23 protein-coding genes and 2 pseudogenes are annotated in these 24,762 nt (G+C 44.1%); 15 read left to right on the forward strand and 10 right to left on the reverse strand.

Going from position 1 to position 24,762, the window contains the following annotated elements; translation table 11 throughout:
• A partial coding sequence (locus tag VZ94_RS04755) for a DUF6531 domain-containing protein (RefSeq protein WP_045778363.1) occupies positions 1–278 on the reverse strand: 278 nt, incomplete at its 3' end.
• Positions 279–521: 243 nt separating this feature from the next.
• Here VZ94_RS04755 and VZ94_RS04760 point away from each other — a divergent pair.
• From VZ94_RS04760 to VZ94_RS04775, 6 genes are all read left to right on the forward strand, one after another.
• Positions 522–1,286: an RHS repeat protein gene (locus tag VZ94_RS04760; protein ID WP_045778364.1), complete on the forward strand. Its 765-nt coding sequence runs from the start codon at positions 522–524 to the stop codon at positions 1,284–1,286.
• A 306-nt stretch (positions 1,287–1,592) separates the two neighbouring features.
• Positions 1,593–1,721, forward strand: coding sequence for a hypothetical protein (locus tag VZ94_RS30210; RefSeq protein WP_109867652.1), 129 nt, complete (start codon positions 1,593–1,595; stop codon positions 1,719–1,721).
• Between the two features lie 171 nt (positions 1,722–1,892).
• Positions 1,893–2,765, forward strand: coding sequence for a fibronectin type III domain-containing protein (locus VZ94_RS25480; protein ID WP_045778365.1), 873 nt, complete (start codon positions 1,893–1,895; stop codon positions 2,763–2,765).
• Positions 2,654–2,971 (forward strand): Lcl C-terminal domain-containing protein, encoded by a 318-nt coding sequence (locus VZ94_RS32675; protein ID WP_082081398.1) that lies wholly within the window; start codon positions 2,654–2,656, stop codon positions 2,969–2,971. The genes VZ94_RS25480 and VZ94_RS32675 overlap by 112 nt, the downstream gene beginning before the upstream one ends.
• Positions 2,972–3,064: 93 nt before the next feature.
• Positions 3,065–3,595, forward strand: coding sequence for an Lcl C-terminal domain-containing protein (locus tag VZ94_RS04770; RefSeq protein WP_045778366.1), 531 nt, complete (start codon positions 3,065–3,067; stop codon positions 3,593–3,595).
• Between the two features lie 533 nt (positions 3,596–4,128).
• Positions 4,129–5,349: a glutaredoxin family protein gene (locus VZ94_RS04775; protein ID WP_045778367.1), complete on the forward strand. Its 1,221-nt coding sequence runs from the start codon at positions 4,129–4,131 to the stop codon at positions 5,347–5,349.
• A 237-nt stretch (positions 5,350–5,586) separates the two neighbouring features.
• On the opposite strand, the gene VZ94_RS04780 is transcribed toward VZ94_RS04775, so the two are convergent.
• On the reverse strand, positions 5,587–5,994 hold the full coding sequence (locus tag VZ94_RS04780; RefSeq protein WP_045778368.1) for a PilZ domain-containing protein: 408 nt from the start codon (positions 5,992–5,994) through the stop codon (positions 5,587–5,589).
• Positions 5,987–6,607, reverse strand: a complete 621-nt coding sequence (mobA, locus tag VZ94_RS04785; protein ID WP_045778369.1) for a molybdenum cofactor guanylyltransferase MobA — start codon at positions 6,605–6,607, stop codon at positions 5,987–5,989. The genes VZ94_RS04780 and mobA overlap by 8 nt, the downstream gene beginning before the upstream one ends.
• A 198-nt stretch (positions 6,608–6,805) precedes the next feature.
• Between mobA and VZ94_RS04790 the strand changes: the two genes are divergently transcribed.
• From VZ94_RS04790 to VZ94_RS30215, 5 genes are all read left to right on the forward strand, one after another.
• The gene (locus VZ94_RS04790) at positions 6,806–7,219 is read left to right on the forward strand and encodes a hypothetical protein (protein ID WP_045778395.1); all 414 of its coding nucleotides are present in this window, start codon (positions 6,806–6,808) and stop codon (positions 7,217–7,219) included.
• Entirely contained in the window at positions 7,209–8,270 is a 1,062-nt protein-coding gene (gene cobT / locus VZ94_RS04795) for a nicotinate-nucleotide--dimethylbenzimidazole phosphoribosyltransferase (RefSeq protein WP_239649636.1), read from the forward strand. The genes VZ94_RS04790 and cobT overlap by 11 nt, the downstream gene beginning before the upstream one ends.
• A gap of 293 nt (positions 8,271–8,563) precedes the next feature.
• A complete protein-coding gene (locus tag VZ94_RS04800) occupies positions 8,564–9,115 on the forward strand; it encodes an MCP four helix bundle domain-containing protein (RefSeq protein ID WP_045778370.1) in 552 nt (183 codons plus the stop codon).
• Positions 9,116–9,134: 19 nt separating this feature from the next.
• Positions 9,135–9,515, forward strand: a complete 381-nt coding sequence (locus VZ94_RS04805) for a methyl-accepting chemotaxis protein (RefSeq protein WP_045778371.1) — start codon at positions 9,135–9,137, stop codon at positions 9,513–9,515.
• Between the two features lie 52 nt (positions 9,516–9,567).
• Positions 9,568–10,776: a methyl-accepting chemotaxis protein gene (locus VZ94_RS30215; RefSeq protein ID WP_052700222.1), complete on the forward strand. Its 1,209-nt coding sequence runs from the start codon at positions 9,568–9,570 to the stop codon at positions 10,774–10,776.
• Here VZ94_RS30215 and VZ94_RS04815 read toward each other — a convergent pair.
• From VZ94_RS04815 to secA, 3 genes and pseudogenes are all read right to left on the reverse strand, one after another.
• The gene (locus tag VZ94_RS04815) at positions 10,773–11,465 is read right to left on the reverse strand and encodes a HisA/HisF-related TIM barrel protein (protein WP_045778372.1); all 693 of its coding nucleotides are present in this window, start codon (positions 11,463–11,465) and stop codon (positions 10,773–10,775) included. The two genes, VZ94_RS30215 and VZ94_RS04815, sit on opposite strands and share 4 nt — an antisense overlap.
• Positions 11,466–11,638: 173 nt before the next feature.
• On the reverse strand, positions 11,639–12,649 hold the full coding sequence (locus VZ94_RS04820) for a helix-turn-helix domain-containing protein (protein ID WP_045778373.1): 1,011 nt from the start codon (positions 12,647–12,649) through the stop codon (positions 11,639–11,641).
• 104 nt (positions 12,650–12,753) lie between these two features.
• Positions 12,754–15,475: pseudogene (gene secA / locus VZ94_RS04825) on the reverse strand (preprotein translocase subunit SecA).
• 263 nt (positions 15,476–15,738) lie between these two features.
• Between secA and VZ94_RS04830 the strand changes: the two are divergent.
• Together VZ94_RS04830 and VZ94_RS04835 are read left to right on the forward strand one after the other, a co-directional pair.
• Positions 15,739–16,329, forward strand: coding sequence for a DUF502 domain-containing protein (locus VZ94_RS04830; RefSeq protein WP_045778374.1), 591 nt, complete (start codon positions 15,739–15,741; stop codon positions 16,327–16,329).
• A 32-nt stretch (positions 16,330–16,361) separates the two neighbouring features.
• Entirely contained in the window at positions 16,362–16,571 is a 210-nt protein-coding gene (locus VZ94_RS04835; protein WP_045778375.1) for a hypothetical protein, read from the forward strand.
• 66 nt (positions 16,572–16,637) lie between these two features.
• Here VZ94_RS04835 and VZ94_RS04840 read toward each other — a convergent pair whose 3' ends face one another.
• Complete coding sequence (locus VZ94_RS04840) at positions 16,638–17,642, reverse strand: class 1 fructose-bisphosphatase (protein WP_045778376.1); 1,005 nt, start codon at positions 17,640–17,642, stop codon at positions 16,638–16,640.
• 99 nt (positions 17,643–17,741) lie between these two features.
• Positions 17,742–17,993: a SemiSWEET transporter gene (locus VZ94_RS04845; protein WP_045778377.1), complete on the reverse strand. Its 252-nt coding sequence runs from the start codon at positions 17,991–17,993 to the stop codon at positions 17,742–17,744.
• Positions 17,994–18,204: 211 nt separating this feature from the next.
• Between VZ94_RS04845 and purM the strand changes: the two genes are divergently transcribed.
• Positions 18,205–19,248 (forward strand): phosphoribosylformylglycinamidine cyclo-ligase, encoded by a 1,044-nt coding sequence (purM, locus tag VZ94_RS04850; protein ID WP_045778378.1) that lies wholly within the window; start codon positions 18,205–18,207, stop codon positions 19,246–19,248.
• A gap of 116 nt (positions 19,249–19,364) precedes the next feature.
• Here purM and VZ94_RS25775 read toward each other — a convergent pair whose 3' ends face one another.
• The gene (locus VZ94_RS25775; protein ID WP_157844853.1) at positions 19,365–19,502 is read right to left on the reverse strand and encodes a hypothetical protein; all 138 of its coding nucleotides are present in this window, start codon (positions 19,500–19,502) and stop codon (positions 19,365–19,367) included.
• 55 nt (positions 19,503–19,557) lie between these two features.
• Entirely contained in the window at positions 19,558–20,397 is an 840-nt protein-coding gene (locus VZ94_RS04855; protein WP_052700223.1) for a hypothetical protein, read from the reverse strand.
• Positions 20,398–20,712: 315 nt separating this feature from the next.
• Here VZ94_RS04855 and hrpA point away from each other — a divergent pair.
• Positions 20,713–24,619 (forward strand): annotated as a pseudogene (gene hrpA, locus VZ94_RS04860) (ATP-dependent RNA helicase HrpA).
• Positions 24,620–24,762 lie beyond the last annotated feature (143 nt).

Below are 24,762 nucleotides of genomic sequence, written 5' to 3' on the forward strand. Positions count from 1 at the left end.
TTGTAAGTAAAGGTTTGTCCGTTTTCTCGGGTATATTGCACGGTGCTGCTTTTTACTGTCAGGCCTTTATGGTAATTATGCCACCAGTGTAGTCCCATGGGATCGCGCGAGCGGCCTATTGAGCCGAAACCACTTTGATATTGATAGTTTTTGAGGCTGTTGTAGTGGCGGCTGAAGTGTAAAGGCGAGTCGCCTATGGCGGGTATATCGGTTTCATCTAGTAATTTATTCCCTGTAATGAAGTTGATCGGATTGCCGACCGATGAGCCGCCAATCATGCTACCATTGCTGCCAGAGGTTGAAGTGCTGGTATTACCTGTTGTAGGACCACCGGTACGACGACGTATGGCTACGACGATGCCGGGCGCCTGCGCACCATCACCAACGCGGCCGGTGAAAGCATAGCGTATACTTTAGACAATGCCGACCACCACACACAAGATAGCGTCTATGCCAGCGGTGCCACCACACCCTCTACCGTCGTCAATCGCCGATTCGACGCCTTAGGTCGGCTCTGGCAAGTGCTGAATGCTGCCAACCAAGTCGTGCGTGAATACCAATACGACGCGCAAGGCAATCTACGCCGCAGCCAAGACAATATCAGCGATACCGAACACGCCATGACCGACTACCACGGCTACGACACGCTGAACCGACTTACCCAAGTCACTGACGCGCTCAATGGCGAAAGCACGACCAGCTATGACGGTGCTGACCATATCGCCTCAGTCACTGACGCCAGAAACAATCGCACCGATTACAGCACGGACGGACTCAACAACCCATTATCCGAAACCAGCCCTGATCGCGGTTTTACGCAAAGCAACTACGACCCTGCCGGTAACCTCAAAACCCGCATAGATGCCCGTGGCAAATTAGCTTTTTACCGCTATGACGCCCTAAATCGGCTGATCTCAATCAACTACCAGATGCAACCGGGTGGCCCCCTACCTAATAGCCTAGATGTTAACTTCAACTACCGCTACGACGGCAATCCCAACCCCAGCAACGCCAACGCGGTGGGTCACCTCAGCCACAGCGACGACCCAACCGGTAGTAGCGATTGGAACTATGACAACGAAGGCCGCCTACAGAGCAAAACACAACGCACACAAGGCATAGACCTGATTAGCCGCTATACCTATGACAGCGGTACGGGAAGACTTAACGGCTTCACTTACCCCTCAGGCGCTACACTTTATTACCAAGACAAACGGGGTCAGGCCTTACAATTTACATCAAAATCACCAAACAAACAAAGGTGTCACGTCAAATGTAAGACCTGACCCCAAGACCGTCTAATGCCAATCAAAGCTACCACTACGACTTACTCAGCCGTCTGACTGACGCCAATACCAGTACAAATTATCAACACTAAGCCTACGACGCCAACGGCAACCGAGCAAACAGCGAGCAAACAGGGTCAGGCCTTACAATTTGCATTAAAATCACCAAACAAACGAAGGTGTCACGTTAAATGCAAGGCCTGACACTAAGAACAGTACGCATTATTACTGCGCAATCATCAGTCGGTGTGCGTTTAAAAGCCTTAGACAGCCAAAACAATTTAAACCAAGATTTAAAAGTTAGTCTTGTCAAACACCCAAGATTTAGACTACGCCGAAGCCATTGCCCGTTTAAACGCACAAGGCTTATCGCTAAAAGCAGCACAACAAGCTTATGCACAAGTGAGTCAATTGTCGTTGTTGAATTACTTGTAAGCTATAGTGTAACGATTTGTTGCTATGTCGACGCCTACTGCAAGGATGCAGTTTTCTGCCTTCCTAAATACCCTGTCCCTACTAAAGTGTGTAGCCCGCTTTCGTATATAAAAGCTTGAGTTACTCTCTTAACTAGAAAAACAAACCATTCCTTAACAGAGTTTACTTGTATTGGCCTATCTATTAAAATCAGGTGCTTTAAATGCTGATAAGGATACGAGTATGCTAGTGTTGAATTTATTACGCTATTTGTTATTTATTTTAGTTTGTTTTGTTGTTGCGCGGCCGTCTTATGCGGCGCGATTAGCCATTAACGTCATACCTGCGTATCAACGCGTTGATTTGAATTGGGCGGAGGTTTCAGGTGCTGCTGGCTATCGCCTGTGTGCAGCGAGCGTTAAAATCCATAATTTCGCTAACTGTGGTAAGGATGGGAATAGCCAGTTGCTAGAGATTAATACGGGCAATACCGCCATTAAGGCAACCGGGCTTGTTAATGGCGTGACTTACCATTTCCGTGTCTTAGCGGTTAATGCAAAGGGTTTGACTGTATCGGATAGCGGTGACAAAACGGCTATACCTAGAGAATTAGCACTGAATGACACTGGCGTTACAGCGTGCTCTGACTACACCGATACACGATCTTGTCCCGTTAACAACTTCCCAGGTCAAGATGCAGAATTTGGTCGTGACCGATTGCAATTTAATGATAGTAACGGCGTTGCCGGATTTAATTTCACCAAAATTGGCCCTGACGGAGAGGCTTTACCTGTGACGGCTACCCGTTGGAACTGTGTCAAAGATGAAATGACGGGATTGATGTGGGAAGTCAAAACTAGAGACGGCGGCTACATGATTGGGAGTGGCATTACTCTTGGTATGAACCTGATAGCCGTAAAAACGGTGGTCATCCCGGTTATCAAGACGGTGGCGTGTGTGGTGATACCAGCGCTTGCGATACTTATGCTTATTTGCAAGCTGTCAATGCGGCCGGATGGTGTGGTTACAAGGATTGGCGACTGCCAACGATGCCTGAAATGCTGAGTATTATCAACTTTGGTCGGCAAGGAGTATATGACCTATCAATTGATAAGGCCTTCTTTCCAAATACCCAACAGTCCTCTTATTGGACAGCTACGCCGGCTGCTTACGCCAACGACCGTGTATGGTCCATCCTTTCGTATTCGGGGGACGACGATAGAAATTGGAAATGGCAGTCATTATCTGTGCGTTTAGTGCGAGGCAAGTAATGATTTCCTATATTTATTATATTTTTCAGTTACTTATGCGTCATTATACGGTTCTTCCAAGCCGTTATTCTTCAACTTTCGAGGTAAAATTAGATGAACTATAACTACTTTAGCCTTATCGCATTATTGCTTTTCAATCAAACCGTTATTGCCCAAACATGTAGCCCTGATACTATTCCTTCCACCGCTCCGACAACACGTTACTTTGTTAACAGTAAAGGCACGGTACTCGATAAAAAAACTGGCTTAATGTGGAAACAATGCAGTGAAGGTTTAAGCGGAGCTCAGTGTCTTGGTGCCCCAATAGCGTTTACATGGCAAGGCGCGTTATTAAGAGCGCAGGCGGTTAATGCCAGTGGTTTTGCAGGTTATAAGGATTGGCGTTTACCGAACATAAAAGAATTAAATTCCATTACTGAATATCAATGTGAGTCACCGGCTGTTAATACATCGGTATTTCCCAATACGCAATACGATAGCTCGTATTATTGGTCCTCAACTCAAAATGATATTAATGATGTGTGGGTTGTGAAGTTCGAAGTCGGTAGGGTAGATACGGTCTACAGCAAAACTTATCTCCCTGAAAATATTCCTGGTTATGTACGTTTAGTACGTGGTCGGTAGTCATTTAATAAAAGCCGCTTAATTTTAAAAATTAACCTTATTGCTGTTTAAGTGCTGTTATTGGTTGTTTTTATTGTGTATTAGCGGCCTGCTTTGTTATTTTTGGTTACACACTTTAAGTAGAGACATGGTGTGGGAGACAGAAAACTGTTCCTCAGCTATAGCTCCTGCATTGCTCTATCCCCGTGTCCCTACAGAGACATCTAGCATTTGTTTAGCGATAGCAACGCCTATCATCTGTAATTTTTTTTTAGCAACACTGGCGGTACTGCTATAGAGCTGACATAATCATTACCTTTGCCATTCATTACTTGAATTCACGCCCTTTTGATGAATAAAAAATTGTTTTATCAATGATGCAAGATTCTTTAACGAACAAAGCCCTATTCATTCTTGGAAATCGCTTAAAAATACATTACTTTCTCTGAGGTTTTAAGCTATCTTAAACACCATAACACAGTGCCGAAAAGTCAGCCCACAATGTGTAAGCATTTATCAATAAAGACTTGTAAGCCCAATGACTGGAAACTGCCATGCTGACATTAAATTTAAGGTTAGGTTTACTCGTAGTGTTTTTTGCTGCGTTGACGGCTATAAGCATGACGGGTTATGCAGAGTCTGCCAACAAAAACGCTAACATTATTGCCTTTGTTCGCCAAGGCTGTCCTCATTGCGCTAAGGCAGAAGCTTTTCTTGCTAAACTAAAGCGCGAGCAACCCGACGTAACTATTGTTATTCATGATATTGCAGAGGAACCACAAGCATTAATTCAATTGGAAGACATTGCGCAAAAATCCGGTGTTAATGTCGTTCGAGTGCCTTCATTCTATGTAGGCGGGCAACTGATTGTCGGTTACTCCGATGAAACCAGCACAGGCGGGTGGATACGCTCAGCGTTAATCAGTCAGAGCCAGCCTGCTACGGCAAAAAGCGATGCGGCCAGTAGCTGCGGTGCTGAACAATCGTTGAGCTGTATGCCAGAACCTGAACCCTCAGTGAATATAACGTCTAAACCATCCGCTGTAGATAGCTATGCGTTGGAATTTTTTGGGCAAAAGCTCACGTTAGACGAGCTGGGCTTACCATTGTTTACGTTGGTCATGGGCTTACTCGATGGCTTTAACCCCTGTTCGATTTGGGTGCTTATACTGATAATTTCGCTGTTAGCACCGATGCAAAATCGCGCCAGAATGCTGATTATCGCGGGTACTTTTGTAGCCATTGAAGGCATGACTTATTTCATGTTTATGGCGGCTTGGCTGAATTTATTTCTATCGCTAGGTTGGTCGCGCGTTTCGCAAATCGTCGTCGCACTCCTCGCTCTAGGAGCGGGGGCGTTGAATTTAAAAGATGTTTGGTTCTTGGGCACCGGGCCATCTTTATCGATACCCGATGCCGCAAAACCAGGTATTTATGCCCGAATGCGGAATATTTTGCTGGCAAAGAACATGACGGGCGCATTGATAGGCGCTGTTATCCTAGCGGTATCTGTGCAAATCGTCGAATTTATGTGCACCTCTGGCTTTCCGGCGTTATACACGCGCATTTTAACGTTACGGCAGTTAGATACTGTCAGTTATTACGGCTATTTACTCGTTTACAACCTAGCCTACCTCTTCGACGACATCGTGTTACTCGCTATCGGGGTCATTACGTTAAGCCAACGCCGATTACAGCAAAAAGAAGGGCGCATACTTAAATTAATCAGCGGGTTGGTCATGGTAGGGTTGGGAGTCTATTTATTGGCGCCGTAAGCGTCTTTAGCGTCATTGCCGTATTTTTTTGGCTACCCACTTAAGACGTGACGCGTTTAATTTTAGCCAGTGGAGCTAAATCGTCATTCCGGCATGGATTGCCGGAATCCAGGCGCCATGGATGGCAAAGCTTTAAGCACATCCTTGTGCTCTGGATCTTGTCAATCCCTACGAGATGACGTTGTTCTCTCTTCTGTCCTGCCTTACGTTGGTAGGCTATTTGTTTAAATCTTTCCCCTAACTATTCACAAATTGAATAATCGCTTTCGCAACATGCTCTTTTAACGCGGAAAATTCAATACCCACTTTAAATGCTCCCACGCTATCTCGGCTGGCATGTGCGGTGTCAAGATTAGCCGATACTTTAGCCCGTCTTATGCCGCTACTAAACACACTATGCACAACTGTAGACTCTATTTCACATACTAAACGCCCATTAGGCTTTATTGGGAGAGGTAAGCGAATCAAGCAATAATCACCGGCTAATAAATTATGACTGGTCACTATACCCATCCCACCCACGCTAATATCCAAGGTTCGTACTGCTATGGGCTTTCTATTCGGCAATAATAACTCTGCACTGGTATGGTAAGCTTTTCGCTTGTATTGGCGCCGCTGTTGCGAATCGCCTGATTGTTCACTCATGCTTTAAAACCTGTTCTAACTGTTGCAACTGCTCAACGGTGTTGATATTAATAAAAATGTCGGCTTGCTCACTAAAATCTACTTTTATCGTATCACGTTGTTGTAACCAATTCTCAACCTTACGTTCTCCCGCATCGAGATACGCAGCCAAATCAGTGCGCAACTCGGTTTTTAACGCTAAAAAAACTGATTGACTGCGCAGGCCATCGAAAGCAACCGCAACTTCAGCATTGGCGTTGACTAATGCATCGAATAAACGCTGTAAATGATGCGTCTGTATCAAGGGACAATCACAAGGCATCACTAATAAATACTGCGTTTTAGCATGATGCAAAGCCGTTAAAACCCCAGCCAGTGGTCCATCAAAACCAGGACGGGTATCCTGAATAACCGGCGCACCAAATTGGCTATAGGTCTCTATATTTCTATTGGCATTAATCAAAACCGTATCGACTAACGGTGTTAAGGCGGATAAGGCGTAATGAATCAACGGTTGCTGTTTAAACAACACCAAGCCCTTATCCGCCTGTTGCATTCGTTTACCTAAGCCACCCGCTAAAATCACTCCGGTTATCGTATCGCAAGCATGTGAAGGTTCAACTGTTATTTGCATAAAACTGAGCTGTGTGTAGATTAAGGTATTTTGAGTTTATCAGTTAAAATGTGCCAACCCACCATAGCCTGGCAGCGTTATTTACTACCCTATAAAAGCAGCGCAGAGTAATGGTGTACTCTCATTGTTGTCAACAATGAGCCCATTCGACCAACGTATTTAACACTGTACAATACTTGACCCTATAAAAATATGACTATGCATAACACCCGATTAAAACCACTCACCACGCTTATGCTATTAAGCACAATTAGCTTATTAAGTGCCTGCGCCACAACACCAGAAGACGCAACAGCCGTTGCAAGCACAGAACCCGTCGCACCCACTTGTAACGATTTTCCAACCCGAGATAGAATTGAATATGTCTTAAACTGCGTGGCTCAGCACGGTGGCTTATCTTACATTAACCAATATGCGTGCGGCTGCAAAGTCGACAAAATCGCGGAAAAACTCACCTTTAATGAGTATGAGTCTGCCAAAACCTTTAGTTATTTAAAAAGCACTCCTGGCGAAAGTGGTGGCGTTTTCCGCGACCCGAAACAATCTAAAGACTTACGCACGCGCTTAAAAGAAGCCGAAGAGTACGCGGAAAAAAACTGTTTTGTTAAATAAGGCAAACATTGTGTTGCCAGAATTTAACATTAAGGCATTAAACTCCGAATTACGCTCGGCGCTACAAGCCAAAATCGACCAAAAAACCAAACCGTTGGGTGCGTTAGGCCGATTAGAAGATTTAGCGCTACAAATTGGATTAATTCAACAAAGCTTAACGCTTACCTTAGTTAATCCGACTGTTTTAGTTTTTGCCGCCGATCACGGCCTGGCTGATGCCGGGGTGAGTGCTTATCCGCAAAGCGTGACAGCGCAAATGGTCGTTAATTTTCTTAACGGTGGCGCAGCCATTAATGTGTTTACGAGTCAACACGGCCTAGAACTGTTCATTGTCGATGCGGGTGTTAATGCAGATTTACCTAGCCACCCACAATTAATCAGCGCTAAAATCGCTAAAAGTACCCGTAATTGCTTGACTGAACCCGCGATGACACCTATGCAAATGCTACAAGCTATCAATACGGGTGCTAATCTCGTTCAACAACAACATAACCGAGCCTGTAATTGCATAGGTTTTGGAGAAATGGGCATAGGCAACACATCATCAGCGGCGCTTATTATGCATAAGCTAACCGGTATCGGCTTAGAACAATGCGCCGGTTTAGGCACGGGGCTTAACCAACAACAATTCAATCATAAATTATCAGTGTTACAACAGGTTTCAGCGCAACATCTAGTCAACACGCCTTTGGACGCGTTAAGCCATGTTGGTGGTTTTGAAATCGCCATGATGGTAGGTGCTTTTTTGCGAGCCGCTGAATGCCGGATGGTAACAATCGTCGATGGCTTTATCGCCAGTGCTGCGCTATTAGTCGCCAGTCGTATTAAACCTGAGGTTTTGGATTATTGTATTTTTAGCCATGTTTCAGACGAACAAGGTCATGCATTACTACTCAGAGAATTCAACGCCAATGCACTATTACAGTTGAATATGCGTTTAGGCGAAGGCTCAGGTATTGCGGTGTGTTATCCACTTATCCAATCAGCAGTCAATTTTTTAACGCAAATGGCCAGTTTTAGCGATGCTGGAGTCGCGGAAAAATTAACATAACGTCACTTAGCCTTCTTAAATAGAACTGATGCCCGGTTATCAAAAATAATTAACTTCAAGTTTTACACTCTTTTCAATTTTTTCTATTATTAGCGCCACCTAGCAAAAAGCTTTTGATAATAATCCGGGCTACACATTTAAGATGGGACAGGGCGTTTTAGAGCGCAGGTGTCGGCAGCAGGGATGCTGCCACCAAGCCTACAGGGACGTATTTACAGCGTCCTTGCGCGCTGAATGACCTGTTCCGTCATGGTAACCATAATCCGTCTATACAACAATTAATAAGGTTTTGTATGTTAAAAAACATATCGGTCAAAGTTCGATTATTCTTGTTAACAGGACTAGCATTGCTATTCATGACAGGGCTCGCTGTGTTGAATTTATCGGCGTTAAAACAAACGAATCACTCATTAGAAACTGTTTACCAAGACAGAACTATACCGATGGCAGAATTAGCTCTAATCAAACAATTACTGTTTGAAAATAGGCTTAACATTGTCAACAGTTTAATTATCCCCGAAGAAACAGCAGAAAATCTTGCATCAATTGATAGAAACATTGCCCGTATTACTGAAATATGGCAAGAGTACATCAAAACCAAACTTACCGACGAAGAACAAAAACGGGTAAATAAATTCGAGGAAGATAGGAAAAAATGGGTAGCAGAAGGCTTAAAACCCGCTTTAACCATGCTTAAAGCAGGCGAACGCGATAAACTTATTCCCCATGTTCACGACAATATTCGGCCTTTGTTTAAACAAGTTGCTGCAGACATTGATGCGTTAATCGAATTACAACAAGATGTCGCTAAACAAGAATACGAAGCCGCACAAAACGCGTTTTGACTTCGTTACCGGTTTAACCATGGCATTAACCGCAAGCTGTTTTATGCTGTCATTATTATTATCGTGGTTTATTATTAACAGCTTAATTAAGGAGCTAGGTGGAGAGCCCTCTTATACCGCAACGGTTGTTAAGGCACTCGCCAATGGTGATTTATCTCTCGCTATACAATTGCAGCCTAACGATACCAGCAGCTTGCTCTATTCTGTTAATGAAATGCGCAAAAACTTAGCCAAGATTATTAGCAGTACAACCGCCGTGATGAACGACTTAGCGCAAGGTGATTTATCATCGCGTATGCAGATTAGCGTACAAGGCGACTTTGTTAAATTAAAAGAAGGTGTGAATCAATCCTTAACGACATTAAGCAACACGTTAAAACGACGTCATCCGCGTAGCTAATGCATTATCCGAAGGCGATTTAAGCCAAACGATTACCGGTAACTACTTAGGTGTGTTCGGCCAAACCAAAGACAGTGTTAACCAAACCGTTTACGATTTAACTAGACTCGTCGAAGAAATAGAGCAAATTGTTTATGCAGGCGCTGATTGCGGCGATTTCAGCATCACGATGGTCGAAAGCGATAAAAAAGGCTATGGCAAACGACTCGCAGAGCTTATCAATCGCTTGTATTTAACCACTAATAACAGTATCAACGACGTGTTACGTGTCGCAGAAAGCTTAGCCAATGGCGATTTAACAACCCATATTGACAATGATTATCCAGGCTCGTTTGGGCAGCTTAAAACGGGAATGAATACCACCGTAGAAAACTTAACCACGCTAATCGGCGAAATTAAAAACGCCAGTGAAGTCATCGCAACGGCGGCTAATGAAATCTCGTCGGGTAACAATAACTTATCACATAGAACCGAACAACAAGCGGCCAGCATAGAGGAAACCGCTGCCAGCATGGAACAATTAGCCGCAACAGTAAAGCAAAACGCGCAAAACGCTAAACACGCTAATGAGCTTGCATTAGTCGCATCTAATACGGCAAAGTCTGGGGTTGATGCAGTGAATACGGTCGTTGAAACGATGGAAGCCATTAATAGTTCTTCGCATCGCATTGTGGATATTATTTCGGTAATTGACGATATTGCGTTTCAAACCAATATCTTAGCGTTAAACGCTGCCGTCGAAGCAGCAAGAGCGGGCGAACAAGGCAAAGGCTTTGCGGTGGTTGCCGTCGAAGTGAGAAATTTAGCGCAACGCTCAGCCAGTGCTGCCGGTGAAATTAAACAATTGATTAACGACTCAGTAGAAAATATCGTCGGAGGCAGTAAGCAAGTTGAGCAAGCGGGAAAAACCATGACGGCAATTGTTGAAGATATAAACCGCGTGACGTCTATTATTACCAGTATTGCTAGCGCATCTATGCAACAAAATGCTGGCATTGCCCAAGTCCACCAAGCCATTGCGCAAATGGATGATTCCACCCAACAAAATGCTGCCTTAGTCGAACAAGCTGCAGCAGCAGCCGAATCGCTCAGCGAACAAACGCAATTACTCGCCAAAGAAATGTCGCAATTTAATATAGGCCAACAACGCGCAGAAATTATCCGCTACCAACCGCAAAAGCCGGTTGCCATAGCAACTCAGACAGCACCTGCTGCACTTCCAGCATCGATTCCAAGTGATGATGATTGGGAAGAGTTTTAACCAGTTAAACGACTTAATTCTGCACGACCTAATGCACCTGAATGCAACGCACTCGCCACTAAAGCCGTGTCTATACCCATTGCTTTTAACCTAAGCAAATCATCTTCTGTTCTGACACCACCCGCAGCAACAAACGATTGCTGCGGGTAGCGCTGGCGATACGCGCTTAAGCGTACAAAATCCGGGCCTAACCCGCTACCCACTTGAGCTAAGGTCATTAAGATGACATGCTCCGGCCAATAACGTGTGTCTGCAAATAATGCCTTAGCCCCTAGCGCTTCATCCCCTTGATAATCCAACGATAATACAAAACGCTTGTGAAACCCGCTCAGCACCGCCAAGTGTTCGTCATTATACGATTCGCTACCTAACACGGGATAATACGCCAACGTAGCAACCTGCTCAGCTTGTTGATAACCTTTATCCACCCAAAACTGAAGGGCTGGGTAAGCCTGCACAACGCGTTGAAGTAGCGCATCATGCTCATGCGCTGAATGCCCGGTAATCGCATTTAAATCGGCAATATAAAATGTTTTGAATTCGGCTAACGCTAACAACGCATTGATTACAGAAAAAATATCAGGCTCACAGCCTAAACAAGAGCGTATAGGCTGATACGCATCGCGTTGACCACGCTGCGCATGAACAACTAAGCCATTTTTTAAATCAAGTACAGGGATAACCTTCATATAAAACCTTAGCCCGTCTCGCGCACTCTTGTTCCAACGCTCCTGCGTGGGAATACATGCGAAGTTATTTCCTTCTTTAAGTAGTGCAAGACTGAGAAAACATAAAGAAAGGTACGCATTTCCACGCTGGAGCGTGGGAACGAGCAAGCTGGAATAACATTCATAAAAAAACCTTAACCCGTCTGACGCTGGTTTTTTCTATACTGCCCAGGCGTCATGCCAACCAGCTCTTTAAACGCCGCATAAAAATTGGATTGCGTATTAAAACCTACCGATAAACCTATCGCCAACACAGAAGCATTAGGCTCTAAAATTAATAAGCGCATGGCCTCATTAATACGATGTTGACGGATATATTTAGAAAATCCTTGTTGGCATTCTGTATTAATCAATTCGGATAATTGATGCGGTGTTATGGCTAATTGCTCAGCTAGCATGGCCAAATTCAACGTTTCCAGCCGATATAACTGGTCTATTATCATCAGTTGATTCAATTTGGCTAACAGTGCCGCTTTATCGACATTTTTTAGCGTAGATTCGATATAACTGGCCTGCACTGCTTCGCTAATATCATTCACTATCGTAGGAAAACGCAGTAATGTCAGCATCGCGGTAAACATCGCGAAGCTGATTAACACACTATAACCGACGACAAAGGTCTGTTCAGTTAACAACGGTTTAATAAATACCAGCAACAACACCGCAATGGCAATGACAAACAACACAGCTAAAGCTAACAACTCTAAGTGAAACCGTTGGCGCTGTGCGCGAAGTTGATAAACGTTTAACGCCAACCAAAGTAAATAGCCACAACCAACAACAAACGCACCGGGTACCGCCAAACGATAAGGCAATAACAAACCTAATAACAACGGTATTGCATGACAATAATCAAGCGGTCGATAATTAATATTAGCTTGCAATATTTGTCGGCTATAGAAGTAAAAACTGGGGGCTATGCTATATAACACCAGCGCATACCCGCGCGTATGAAAGCCATCGAATAACTGTGTGACTACGCCTAAATGCACACCTTGAATAATCGCTAGCCCTAAAAGCAGCATAAAGCCCGCAAGCGAGTCGGCAATGCCATCGGATAGCGGCTGTTGACACTGCTTTGCTAGCATTAGCAACAACACCGCCCCCAATGAAAAGCCAATCGCTAGTAATGCAATAATGCTCATAGTAATCTCCGAAGAAAGCTTGACGGTTCGACACGCTTCACTCAAAAAAAACCTGGTAGGCCTTAGGCTTACCAGGTTTATGTTTCATCTGTGCTACTTGTAACTTAGCTTAGTTTTCCATGACATTGCTTATACTTTAAGCCAGAGCCACACGGGCAAGGATCGTTGCGACCGACTTTGTTCCCTGTTCTGACGACAGGTTGCATTTTATCGGCGTCTAACTCTTGCTCGGCATCTTCGCTGTCAAGTTCGGTAATCCCTGGCGCTTGTGCATGTTCAAAATGCATTTCTCTAGGCGCTTGCATTTGCTCATCCATTAGCTGCAAATCTTCCTCTTGTTTAACTTGCACTTTATACAAAATACTAATGACTTCGTATTTAATATGCTCTAGCAAGCTGGTAAACATTTCAAACGCTTCGCGCTTATACTCTTGTTTCGGGTCTTTTTGCGCGTAACCTCTTAAATGAATGCCTTGGCGCAAATAATCCATCGCGGCTAAATGCTCTTTCCAGCTATTATCTAAGACTTGCAACATCACTGATTTTTCAAAATGTTGTAAGACTTCTTCACCTAAGTGACCGGCTTTACTTTTATGCTCGTCTAATAATGCTTGATAAATAAGCTTGCGCAAGCCTTCTTCAGTCAGATTCGCATCTTGCTCTAGCATTTGTTTAACAGGAATTAACACATTAAACTCTTGCAATAAGCTTTCTTCTAAATCATCTAACGCCCATTGTTCCATCATGGTCTTAGGTGGAATGTACTGGGTGATAAAACGTGTTAACCACATCTTCTAAGATGATTTCAATAATGTCGGAAATTTGCTTAGCCGCCATTAATTCATTGCGTTGCGCATAAATCACTTTACGCTGATCATTGGCCACATCGTCATAAGCTAAGATTTCTTTACGAATATCAAAGTTACGATTTTCTACTTTACGTTGTGCATTTTCGATAGAGCGTGTTACCCACGGATGTTCTATCGCTTCGCCATTACCCATGCCTAATTTTTGCATTAAGGCAGCGACACGGTCAGACGCAAAAAATACGCATTAAGTCGTCTTCTAGCGATAAATAGAAGCGAGTAGAACCCGGGTCACCTTGTCGACCAGAACGACCACGCAACTGATTGTCGATACGGCGCGATTCATGTCGTTCAGAGCCTATAACATGCAAGCCACCGGCGGCCACCACTTGGTCGTGGCGTGCTTGCCATTCAGCTCGCACACGTTGTTTATCAGCGTCACTGGCATCTTCGCCTAAGGCTTTTAACTCGGCTTCTAAATTACCCCCTAACACGATGTCGGTACCGCGTCCCGCCATGTTGGTCGCAATCGTCACGCCACCGGGTTTGCCAGCTTGTTCGATAATATGCGCTTCGCGTTCATGTTGTTTAGCATTGAGCACTTCATGTGGAATGCCTTGCTGTTTTAACAACATCGCTAACAGCTCTGAGTTCTCTATCGAGGTTGTGCCCACTAACACAGGCTGCTGACGGCTAACACACTCTTTAATGTCTTCAACAACGGCTATATATTTTTCTTTTGCCGTTAAAAACACAACATCGCCTAAGTCACGGCGAATCATTGGTCTGTGCGTTGGAATGACAATAACTTCCAACCCGTAAATTTTATTCAACTCAAACGCTTCCGTGTCCGCCGTTCCAGTCATACCGGACAATTTTTTCGTACAACCTAAAATAATTTTGGAACGTAATAGACGCTAAGGTTTGGTTTTCGTTTTGAATTTTAACCCGCTCTTTGGCTTCTATCGCTTGATGCAAGCCTTCAGACCAACGCCGACCTTGCATAATACGGCCAGTAAATTCGTCAACGATAATGACTTCACCGTTAGCAACAATATACTCAACGTCTTTTTTGAATAAGACATGCGCACGTAACGAAGCATTGAGGTAATGCAACATACGGATATTGCCGGCATCATAAAGGCTAGTGCCTTCAGCAATCAGCCCATGTTTAACCATTAGGTCTTCGATATGCTCATGACCGGCTTCGGTTAAATGAATTTGTTTGGTTTTTTCATCAACGGTGTAATCACCCGGCTCGTCTTCTTTTTCTTGCTTGCTTAACAGCGGGATAATATCGTTGGTTTTAATATAAATCTCAGTGCTGTCTTCGGTAGGCCCTGAAATGATTAATGGCGTACGCGCTTCGTCGATTAAGATTGAATCAACTTCGTCGACGATAGCAAAACTTAAATCGCGCTGAACTTTTTGCTCTAAGCTAAAACGCCATATTATCGCGCAAATAATCAAAGCCGAATTCGTTGTTCGTGCCATAAGTAATATCAGCCGCATAAGCAACACGCCGAGAAGCTTGATCCATGTGGCTTAAAATTACGCCAGTACTTAAGCCCAAAAAACCATATAAGCGCCCCATCCATTCTGAGTCACGCTTAGCTAAGTAGTCGTTAACGGTCACAACATGCACACCACGTCCAGGTAGCGCATTTAGATAAGCCGCTAAAGTTGCCATTAAAGTTTTACCTTCACCGGTCTTCATCTCAGCAATTTTGCCATCGTACAAAATCATGCCGCCTATGAGCTGAACATCATAATGGCGCATACCAAACACGCGTGTTGAGGCTTCGCGTACTGCCGCAAAAGCCTCTGGTAATAAAGCGTCTAAAGTTTCACCTTGTTCTAAACGCTCACGGAATTCTTGTGTTTTAGCTTTTAGCGCATCATCGGATAGTTTTTCGTACTCTGCAGCCAGCGCATTGACTTTTTTGACCAGCTTTTTCTTCTTCTTAATCAGCCTTTCGTTTCGGCTACCTACAACAAATTTAACTAGCTTACCCAGCATGTGCGTTTCCGGAGTGATGAGTGAATAAATGAATTAGCGGATTATATACTGTCTGGCCGCTGAACGACAGATAAAACCCTGGTCTAAGCATATTACTTAGCAATGGCTAAGGCTTTTTCTAATATAAATTTCAATATGTTAAACTCATTTTTGCAATTTATGCGGGATTCCGCCGCTTGCGGTTAAAAATGGCATATAATTCTAAGAGTAGCCGCTTGAAAGCTACGCAATAACAATTAAAAAAATATAACCAGGAGGATGTTATGAGAGATAAAGCTAAACGCTTATTAAATTATTTTTTGGTGGGTATCTTTGCGATTTTACCTATCGTCGTCATTTTGCAAATCATTATGTTTCTGGAAAGCGTGGTGTCAGATATTTTTAGTTTTGTCTACGGCTATTCTGCGAGTTATTTATACACGGCGATTTTCTTTATCTTAAGCTTTGCCATCGTCATGTTTATAGGACACAAAATCGTCAAGACCGGCCGCCCGTGGGTGATTACGATTTTTGACCATATCATCGACCGCATCCCGTTTTTAAATACGATTTACCGCGTATTAAAAAAAGTTATCAACATGTTTATGTCGCATGAACAACAAATCGCCAAAGAAGTCGTCTATGTCGAGTATCCAAGCCCAGGCTTATGGGTACCCGCTTATGTCACTAACCGCCATGACAACATGTATGTATTATTTATCCCGACTTCGCCTAACCCAACGTCTGGTTTTACCGTCATCGTAGATAGCTCAAAAGTAATTAAATCTGGCATGGATATAGAACAAGCCACTAGCTTTATCGTCAGCGTCGGTGTTGATTACGATAATGCGCCAGAAATGGTTAACTTACGTTAACCGCCAACCCTCTTTTTATTTACGGTCATTCCATGCATACGATTACCCAACTCAGCCTTAGCATTACTCTAAGTTTATTCATTGTCGCTTGTAGCGAACAAACGGCACCGACACCACCGGCGCAACCACCCAAACCTGCCGCAGCCTATCAAGAGCAACTCGATGCCGCTAAACAGGTTAATCAAGTTGTCCAAGACGCGGCCGAGCAACAACGCGAAGTGATTAATAAACAATCCGAATAAAACCGTTACACCAAGTACTACTTTCGACTTAGCACCGACGAGTGCTAAGTCGGACTCGGCACTGGATTAAGACTGAAGATGGTAGTCAACAATACGCTGAACTTCATTCTTTGACCCTAAAATCACCGGTACGCGCTGATGCACACCGCTGGGTTTAATATCCAAAATACGCTCCCGTCCCGTTGAACACAAACCACCGGCTTGCTCGATAATAAACGCCATAGGATTCGCTTCATATAATAAGCGCAATTTGGCTGGCTTTTTCGGGTCACGATTATCCCACGGATACAAAAACACCCCACCGCGCGTTAAAATTCTATACGCTTCAGCGACAAACGACGCGACCCAACGCATATTAAAATCCTTACCTCGCACACCTTCTGTGCCTTGCAAGCACTCATCGATATAACGCTGCACCGGTGTTTCCCAAAACCGCTGATTAGACATATTAATCGCGAATTCGCTAGTTTCCTCTGGTATACGCATATTAGGATGCGTCAAAATAAACTCGCCAATGCCTTGGTCTAATGTAAAGCCATTCACACCATTACCGGTGGTCAACACCATCATCGTCGATGGCCCATAAATAACAAAACCAGCACATACTTGTTCCGTACCTTTGCGTAAAAAGTCTCCTTCTTCAGGTTCAACGCCCTCACGGCAACGTAAGATAGAAAAAATCGTTCCAACGGCCAGATTCACGTCGATATTCGATGAACCGTCTAAGGGGTCGAAAACGGCTAAATATTTGCCTTTTTTATATTGCGGCGGAATCGAAATAAACTCATCGTTTTCTTCCGATGCCATACCGGCTAAATGTCCCGTCCAGTTCAGCGAATTCACCATAATATCGTTGGTGATAATATCTAGTTTTTTCTGCACTTCGCCTTGTACATTTTCTGAACCGGCACTGCCTAGCACGCCAATTAACTGGCCTCGGTTTACTTTTTGGGCGATTTCTTTACACGCTGTCACGATATTACTAAGCAACATCGTAAACGTGCCCGAAGCATCAGGTACATTAGCTTGTTGTTCAATAATAAACCGGGTTAACGTTACTCGATTATTCATAGGCTTCTCTGAAATTTAAATAAAAAAACTAGCGGTCAGCGCACGATAACGCCGCATTCGATGTACAATGCCAATTATTTCTTATTATTAAACAATGTATTATAAATTTTTGCAGGCCAAAATAGAAGCTGCCAAAATAAAAGTTATCGCATTAGCGATAATAATGGCTTGATTGTCGATAACAATACCGTAAATCAACCAACATAAAACGCCACTGGTAAATAAACTATACATACCCAACGACAGCGACTGCGTATCGCGTGTTTTAATCGTGTGTATGGCCTGGGGTAAGAATGAGGAAGTGGTAAGCGTTGCCGCTATATAGCCGAGCAAATCGGGCACGATGGTCATAAGGTCAAAAACGTCTAGCTCTTACAGCCGACAAAAAAACTGAAACGGCAGTAAGTCTATTGGCCAGCGCCTATTATGTCAAGCAAACCAACTTATAAATAAATACAATCTGTTACCTTAAAACCGTGTCGTTAACATTAACTCGAATTTTACAGTGTGCGAGTCAAAGCAGCTCTTGTACAATACCCATTTTTTCAAGCGGAGTAAGAGATTGAGCGTCAATAATGAACCTAGCCTCGATTATAAAAGCGCAGGCGTTGATATTGCAGCCGGTAATGCACTCGTCGAACGCATTAAGCCCATTGCAGCAAGAACAAAAACCCCCGGCGTCATGGCGGGTCTAGGCGGTTTTGGCGCGCTCTACGAATTGCCGTTGCACCGCTATCAACAGCCCGTACTCGTTTCGGGTACCGATGGTGTTGGCACGAAGTTAAAACTGGCACAAGAATTAAACCGTCATAACACCATTGGCATTGATTTAGTCGCGATGTGTGTTAACGACATTATCGTGCAAGGCGCTGAACCCTTATTTTTCCTAGATTATTTTGCCACTGGCAAATTATCGGTCGATACGGCGGCTGATGTTATCTCAGGTATTGGTCAAGGCTGTGAACAAGCAGGTGCGGCGCTAGTCGGTGGTGAAACAGCAGAAATGCCCGGTATGTATGATGACGGCGAATACGACTTAGCTGGTTTTTGTGTTGGTATTGTTGAAAAAACCAAACTCATAGACGGCAGCCAGATTAAACCCGGAGATAAACTCATAGGCTTAGCCTCATCCGGACCACACTCAAATGGCTATTCGTTAATCCGAAAAATACTCAGCGTTAGCGGTGCTGATTTAGCTAGCCCCTTTGGTGCAACAACTTTAGGCGAAGTCTTGCTAGCACCCACTAAAATCTATGTAAAAGCCTTATTAAGCTTAATGCAAAGCATCCCCGTTAAAGGCTTAGCCCATATTACCGGCGGTGGTATTACCGAAAACCTGCCAAGAGTCTTACCGCAAGGCGTTGCCGCCAAAATCAACCTAAATGCGTGGACCTTACCCGATATTTTTCAATGGCTGCAAAGCCAAGGCCGTATCGCCGAAGCCGAACTCTTGACTACATTTAACTGCGGTATCGGCATGATAATCTGCATCGCACCCGAACACGAAGCATTAGCGACAGAACTACTCACAGCAAGCGGTGAGCAAGTATGGGCTTTAGGGGAAATCGTCGCTAGCGCTGATAAGCCAGAAGTGATTTATTGTTAAGCGCGTTTAGTATCGAATGGAAGTTTTATGAGAACAATTTAGTTACTTCAACCCTAAGTATCGCCTAAACAATTAACTCCGATGACCAAACATCACCGGAGTTAATCATCATTATATTACTGAGCAGGAATAATATTCTTCTCAACAATCATCGGTTCAAACTTAAATACATTCGGATCGTTTTTATCAATCGTTGCTTTTACCCAATGCGTGTTCGGGTTACCAAACGTTTCGACACGAGTGAAGTTAGTCAATCTTGGCTCTGAAGATTCCCAAGGCATGACGAATGGGAAATCGGTGTTAATAACATCAGAAGGACGTTTTCGATGGTAACGGTTTGTCTATACGGAAATAATGGCTATCGCCGTGTACTAATACCACCGGTTTACCAAAATCACGCGCCAAGCTTTCTAACTCGACCACAAACGGCTCATAACCTGTTAAACCTGTTGCCGGAATGAAATCCCAAGGGTTAGCTTGGATAATAATCATAATACCGGGTAAGTTTTTAGTCTTTGCCAGTTCAAAAGATGAGCGTAACCATCTTAAATTAGCACCGTTACGTGTTTTGTACTCGGCTTTAGCTTGCTCGACATAAGCTTCACCGGTCGATAAACCATTATTGCTGCCTGGTATATGCAAGCCTACGAACATCACATCGTTATAAACCCAACGAATGTTCTCTGGATAGTTTGCGTTTTGTCTTTTTAATGGCAGTTTGTTGACGCCGAAACTGTTTGGATCGTCGAATTTAGCAAACAAACTGCGTAACAAGCTTAAACGCTCGAACGGGTTATAACTGCCAGCCGCACTACGATGGCAATCTGTCCATTCGTTATCGCCGAAGATGAAAAATAACGGATGTACTGATTGATTGAACGTTGCTAAACGGTCGCTATATAGTTGATCGGCACATGGAACGCTGCCGCCTTTAAAATCGCCGTCATGAATCACAAAAGACAATTCTGCGTGCGCGTTTAAATCTTCCAACAAATTTTGTTGTTCAACCACCTTTTCATCGGTGTAAGGAAAATCACCGATTAAGCCAATCGAAAACGCTGATTGCGTATCGGCCTGTAAATTAATGGATGAGCAAGCACTAAAGATGACGGCTGATAACACTAGCAATAATTTGATTTTGTTGTTCATTTATCACTCCATTAGGGAAAATTGGAGCGCATAACGTAACGGCTTAATATTGCAACAACGTGTCAATGGCTTAGTTTCTTGTAGTTGCTAAATATCCATAATGGCAAAAAATCAAAGCGCTTAATACCCTATCCAACGACTTATTTATTTCAGAGTAGACAAAATCACACACCCGTTCAGGAACATAAAAACAAGAAAAGCTAGCTCTGTTTCAATTGGCGACACTAATAAATGCTGCTAAACTGCTTGCCTTCTACGCAACACACATCGTTAACACCCGTCGCAAACTTGCTCAACGCAAGCCCCACACTCCTCATGTCACAGCAAGAAATCATCAAAACTTTAAGCAAACAACTGCCGCTTTGCCTTAGCCGTGACCGGCATGGCTTGAAACGGCAACTTGACCGATTGCGTAGCGATGCGCAAAAAAATAAACTCGACGCGAATAAACTCGCGACTTTAGAGCAAAAGCTCAACGCCTCGATAGCGGCTAGAAATCAACGCTTAGCCAGTATTCCGCCGTTAAATTTTCCAGATTTACCGGTTACTTACAAAAAAGATGACATTGCCGAGTTAATCAAACAACATCAAGTGGTGGTCGTGTGCGGTGAAACCGGTTCGGGTAAAACCACGCAGCTACCCAAGATTTGTTTAAGCTTAGGGCGCGGCGCGGCGGGTTTGATTGGTCATACTCAGCCTAGGCGAATTGCTGCACGCACTGTTGCCGATAGAGTCGCGGAGGAATTAGGCGAAAGCATTGGCAAATCGGTGGGTTATAAAATCCGTTTTAATGATAAAACCCATGAGCAAACCTTGGTTAAATTAATGACCGATGGGATTTTGCTGGCCGAATCGCAAAACGACCCGTATTTAAGCCAATACGATACGATTATCATCGACGAAGCACACGAACGCAGCTTAAACATCGATTTTTTGCTGGGTTATATGAAATGGTTATTGCCTAAACGCCCGGATTTAAAACTCATTATCACCTCGGCGACGATAGATACCGCGCGTTTTTTCTGAGCACTTTAATAACGCACCGATTATTGAAGTCTCTGGCCGCACGTATCCAGTCGATATTCGCTACCGACCGATTGAACAAAGTGAAAATGATGATGAAGACGATGAAACCAGCGATTTACTACAACACGCGATTTTAGATGCGGTTGATGAGTTATATCGCGATTTACGCGGCGATATTTTAATTTTCTTAAGCGGCGAACGGGAAATTCGCGAAACCACCGAATCCTTGCGCAAACATCACCCCACGCTATACGAAGTATTGCCGCTGTATGCCAAGCTTAGCGTCGCCGAACAAGAACGCGTGTTTAATCCTAAAGGCGGTAAATTACGCATCGTGTTAGCGACTAACGTCGCTGAAACCTCACTCACCGTGCCAGGCATTCGCGGCGTCATTGATACCGGCCATGCACGCATTAGTCGTTATAGCCCGAAAAGCAAAATACAACGGCTACCGATAGAACGCATCTCGCAATCCAGCGCCAACCAACGCGCCGGCCGTTGTGGTCGGGTCGCCGAAGGGATTTGTATACGCTTGTATTCACGTGAGGATTTTAATGCTAGACCCGCGTTCACCGAGCCGGAAATCATGCGTACTAATTTATCGGCGGTTATTTTGCAAATGACTGCGCTTAACTTAGGCGAGATTGAAGCGTTTCCATTTTTAGAGCCACCCGATGAAAAAATGATTCGGGACGGTAAAACCATGTTGCAAGAAGTTAATGCGCTGGATAAAACCGGCAAGCTCACAGAAATAGGCAAACAACTGTCTAAATTTCCTATCGACCCTAAGCTAGCTCGCATGTTACTCGCTGCGGATAAGCTTAACTGTCTTAACGAGATTAGCATTATCGTCGCCGCGCTAAGCATTCAAGACCCCAGAGAAAAACCCGCTGATAAAATGGCGCAAGCCGAAGCTAAACATGCCCAGTACCGTCATCCTGAATCCGATTTCGTAAGCTTGTTAAACCTTTGGCAAGCCTATGAAGAGCAAAAAAAGCATTTATCCAACAGTAAACTAAGAAAATACTGCCAAGATAACTTTTTATCGTATATCCGAATGCGTGAATGGTTTGATAATCATGCGCAAATACTGCAAATCATTAAAGGTGAATTAAAGCTAAAACTCAGCGAACAACAAGCCAGTTACGAACAACTGCATTGCGCGATTCTGCCCGGCTTATTATCGAATATCGGCTTTAGGCATGATCAATACGAATACTTAGGCGGACGCGGATTAAAATTTTTCATTTTCCCAGGTTCCGGCGTACACAAGCTAAAACCCAAGTGGATAGTTGCAGCCGAACAAGTCGAAACCAGTAAAGTCTATGCTCGCACCGTGGCGCGCGTAGAGCCAGAATGGATAGAGCAATGTGCCGAACATTTAGTCAAACATAACTATTACGACCCGCATTGGGAAAAAAAAGCCGGGCGCTCTGCCGTGTATCAACGCACTATTCTCTACGGCTTAACCTTACAAGCGGGACGCAAAATCCCCTATGAGCATGTAGACGCTAAAGGCGCGCGTGAGATGTTTATTCAATCGGCGTTAGTCGAGCATGAATATCACACCAATGCGCCGTTTTTTACTGCTAACCAAAAATTATTAGAAGAAGTCGGCATGATTCAGCATAAAGGCCGACGCGTGGATTTAGTTGAAGACGAGTTGTGGTTATTTTCATTTTATGACGACAAATTGCCGCCTGAGGTCACTAATGGTCCCGCTTTAGATACGTGGCGTAAAACGGCGGAAAAACAAAATCCTAAGCTATTATTCTTAACCCGCGAAGATTTAACGCGCGAACAAGAGCATGTTGTCAACGAATGGGCGTATCCCGATAGTAAAAAATAGGGCAGTTGAGCATTGCTTTACAGTATCGCTTTGAGCCAGGGCATGACGAAGACGGTGTTACCGCTGTGATTCCTGTGCATTTGCTGAATCAAATGACACGCACGCCGTTTGATTGGCTAGTACCTGGTATGTTAGAAGAAAAATGCGTTGCGATGATTAAAACCTTACCCAAAAATCTGCGCAAACACTTCGTACCAGTGCCTGAAACAGCAAAACGCTGTTTAGAAATAGAGCCAGATTTTAAAGGCAGTATCGAAGAATGGCTAGGCACGCGACTACGCAAACTCACCGGCGAAGCAATACCGCTAAAACGCGTGGGTTATGGACAGCTTAACGCCACATTTACAAATGAATTACCGCATCGTCGATGAACACGGCAAGTTATTAGACTATGGCCGCGACTTGCGTAAACTGCAACAACAATACACCGTGCAAGCAGTCGACAGTTTCGAACAACACGCCGCCGATGAATTAAATTACAGCGGTTGCATACAATGGGCTTTCGATGATTTACCCGAAAGCCATACCTTTATCCAACGCGGGCAAACGTTTACCGGTTTCCCAGCGCTGGTTGATGAAGGTGATGCGGTAGGGGTGCGTTTATTTGACACCCGTGCTAAAGCCGAGCAAGAACACATTCCAGGCCTACTAAGATTATTGCAATTACGTTTGCGCAAAGAATGCACGTATATCCAAAAAAACAACTTAAGCTCAGCCAGCGCCGAACTCAATTATAGCCGTTTGCCTCAGCATCCAATGTTCCCTAAGGCTCAAGCGTCTTCTTACAAAGATGACATGCTAACGCTCATCTTACATGCCGTCTTTATTGACGGTAAAACCATACGCACCGAACACGCCTTCGAGCAAAGCGTAAAAGACAATAAACCGCGTTTACAAACCCTAGCTAACGAAGCCTCGACCATCGCGCTAGACATTATGAACACCTACCAAGCGCTACAAAAAGACTTGCAACGTTTTAACCCTAAAGACCCGCTCGCTAACGACATCCGCGAACAACTTAATGTGTTAATTTACAATGGTTTTATCAAAGTAACGCCGTATGACTCATTCAAAGCGATTCCGCGTTATTTAAAAGCCATTCAATACCGCCTAGACAAACTAGACAACAACCCACAAAAAGCCCAAGAAATCGCGCGCTACGCCATACGCTTCTGGAAAGACATAGAAAAACAAGCCAAAAAGCAAATCATCATCCCCGAACACGACCCGTTTCGCTGGATGCTAGAAGAGCTAAGAGTGTCGTTATACGCGCAGCAATTAAAAACCGCTTATCCGGTATCGGCTAAGCGGTTGGATAAGGCGTGGGATGATAGAGGTGCGCGCTGACCAAGTCACTATCACACGTGATGACGGAAAATAAGTGATGACTCCTGTTACTTCAGAAGGCAAAAATGCCTTGCTCGCCATATAGTTGGATTACGCCGTCATGGTAGCCAACAGCCACATAACCAGAAAACCAGGCCACACAA

Origin of the sequence: Methylocucumis oryzae (assembly GCF_000963695.1) — a bacterium.
GTDB classification, from domain to species: domain Bacteria; phylum Pseudomonadota; class Gammaproteobacteria; order Methylococcales; family Methylomonadaceae; genus Methylovulum; species Methylovulum oryzae.

What these genes read in the sequence shown, in the direction of transcription:
- VZ94_RS04770 (WP_045778366.1), top strand. Translation starts at nt 3,065, where the DNA reads ATGAACTATAACTACTTTAGCCTTATCGCATTATTGCTTTTCAATCAA.
- VZ94_RS04775 (WP_045778367.1), top strand. Translation starts at nt 4,129, where the DNA reads ATGCTGACATTAAATTTAAGGTTAGGTTTACTCGTAGTGTTTTTTGCT.
- VZ94_RS04780 (WP_045778368.1), bottom strand. Translation starts at nt 5,994, where the DNA reads ATGAGTGAACAATCAGGCGATTCGCAACAGCGGCGCCAATACAAGCGA.
- mobA (WP_045778369.1), bottom strand. Translation starts at nt 6,607, where the DNA reads ATGCAAATAACAGTTGAACCTTCACATGCTTGCGATACGATAACCGGA.
- VZ94_RS04790 (WP_045778395.1), top strand. Translation starts at nt 6,806, where the DNA reads ATGCATAACACCCGATTAAAACCACTCACCACGCTTATGCTATTAAGC.
- VZ94_RS04800 (WP_045778370.1), top strand. Translation starts at nt 8,564, where the DNA reads ATGTTAAAAAACATATCGGTCAAAGTTCGATTATTCTTGTTAACAGGA.
- VZ94_RS04805 (WP_045778371.1), top strand. Translation starts at nt 9,135, where the DNA reads ATGGCATTAACCGCAAGCTGTTTTATGCTGTCATTATTATTATCGTGG.
- VZ94_RS04815 (WP_045778372.1), bottom strand. Translation starts at nt 11,465, where the DNA reads ATGAAGGTTATCCCTGTACTTGATTTAAAAAATGGCTTAGTTGTTCAT.
- VZ94_RS04820 (WP_045778373.1), bottom strand. Translation starts at nt 12,649, where the DNA reads ATGAGCATTATTGCATTACTAGCGATTGGCTTTTCATTGGGGGCGGTG.
- VZ94_RS04830 (WP_045778374.1), top strand. Translation starts at nt 15,739, where the DNA reads ATGAGAGATAAAGCTAAACGCTTATTAAATTATTTTTTGGTGGGTATC.
- VZ94_RS04835 (WP_045778375.1), top strand. Translation starts at nt 16,362, where the DNA reads ATGCATACGATTACCCAACTCAGCCTTAGCATTACTCTAAGTTTATTC.
- VZ94_RS04840 (WP_045778376.1), bottom strand. Translation starts at nt 17,642, where the DNA reads ATGAATAATCGAGTAACGTTAACCCGGTTTATTATTGAACAACAAGCT.
- VZ94_RS04845 (WP_045778377.1), bottom strand. Translation starts at nt 17,993, where the DNA reads ATGACCATCGTGCCCGATTTGCTCGGCTATATAGCGGCAACGCTTACC.
- VZ94_RS04855 (WP_052700223.1), bottom strand. Translation starts at nt 20,397, where the DNA reads ATGAACAACAAAATCAAATTATTGCTAGTGTTATCAGCCGTCATCTTT.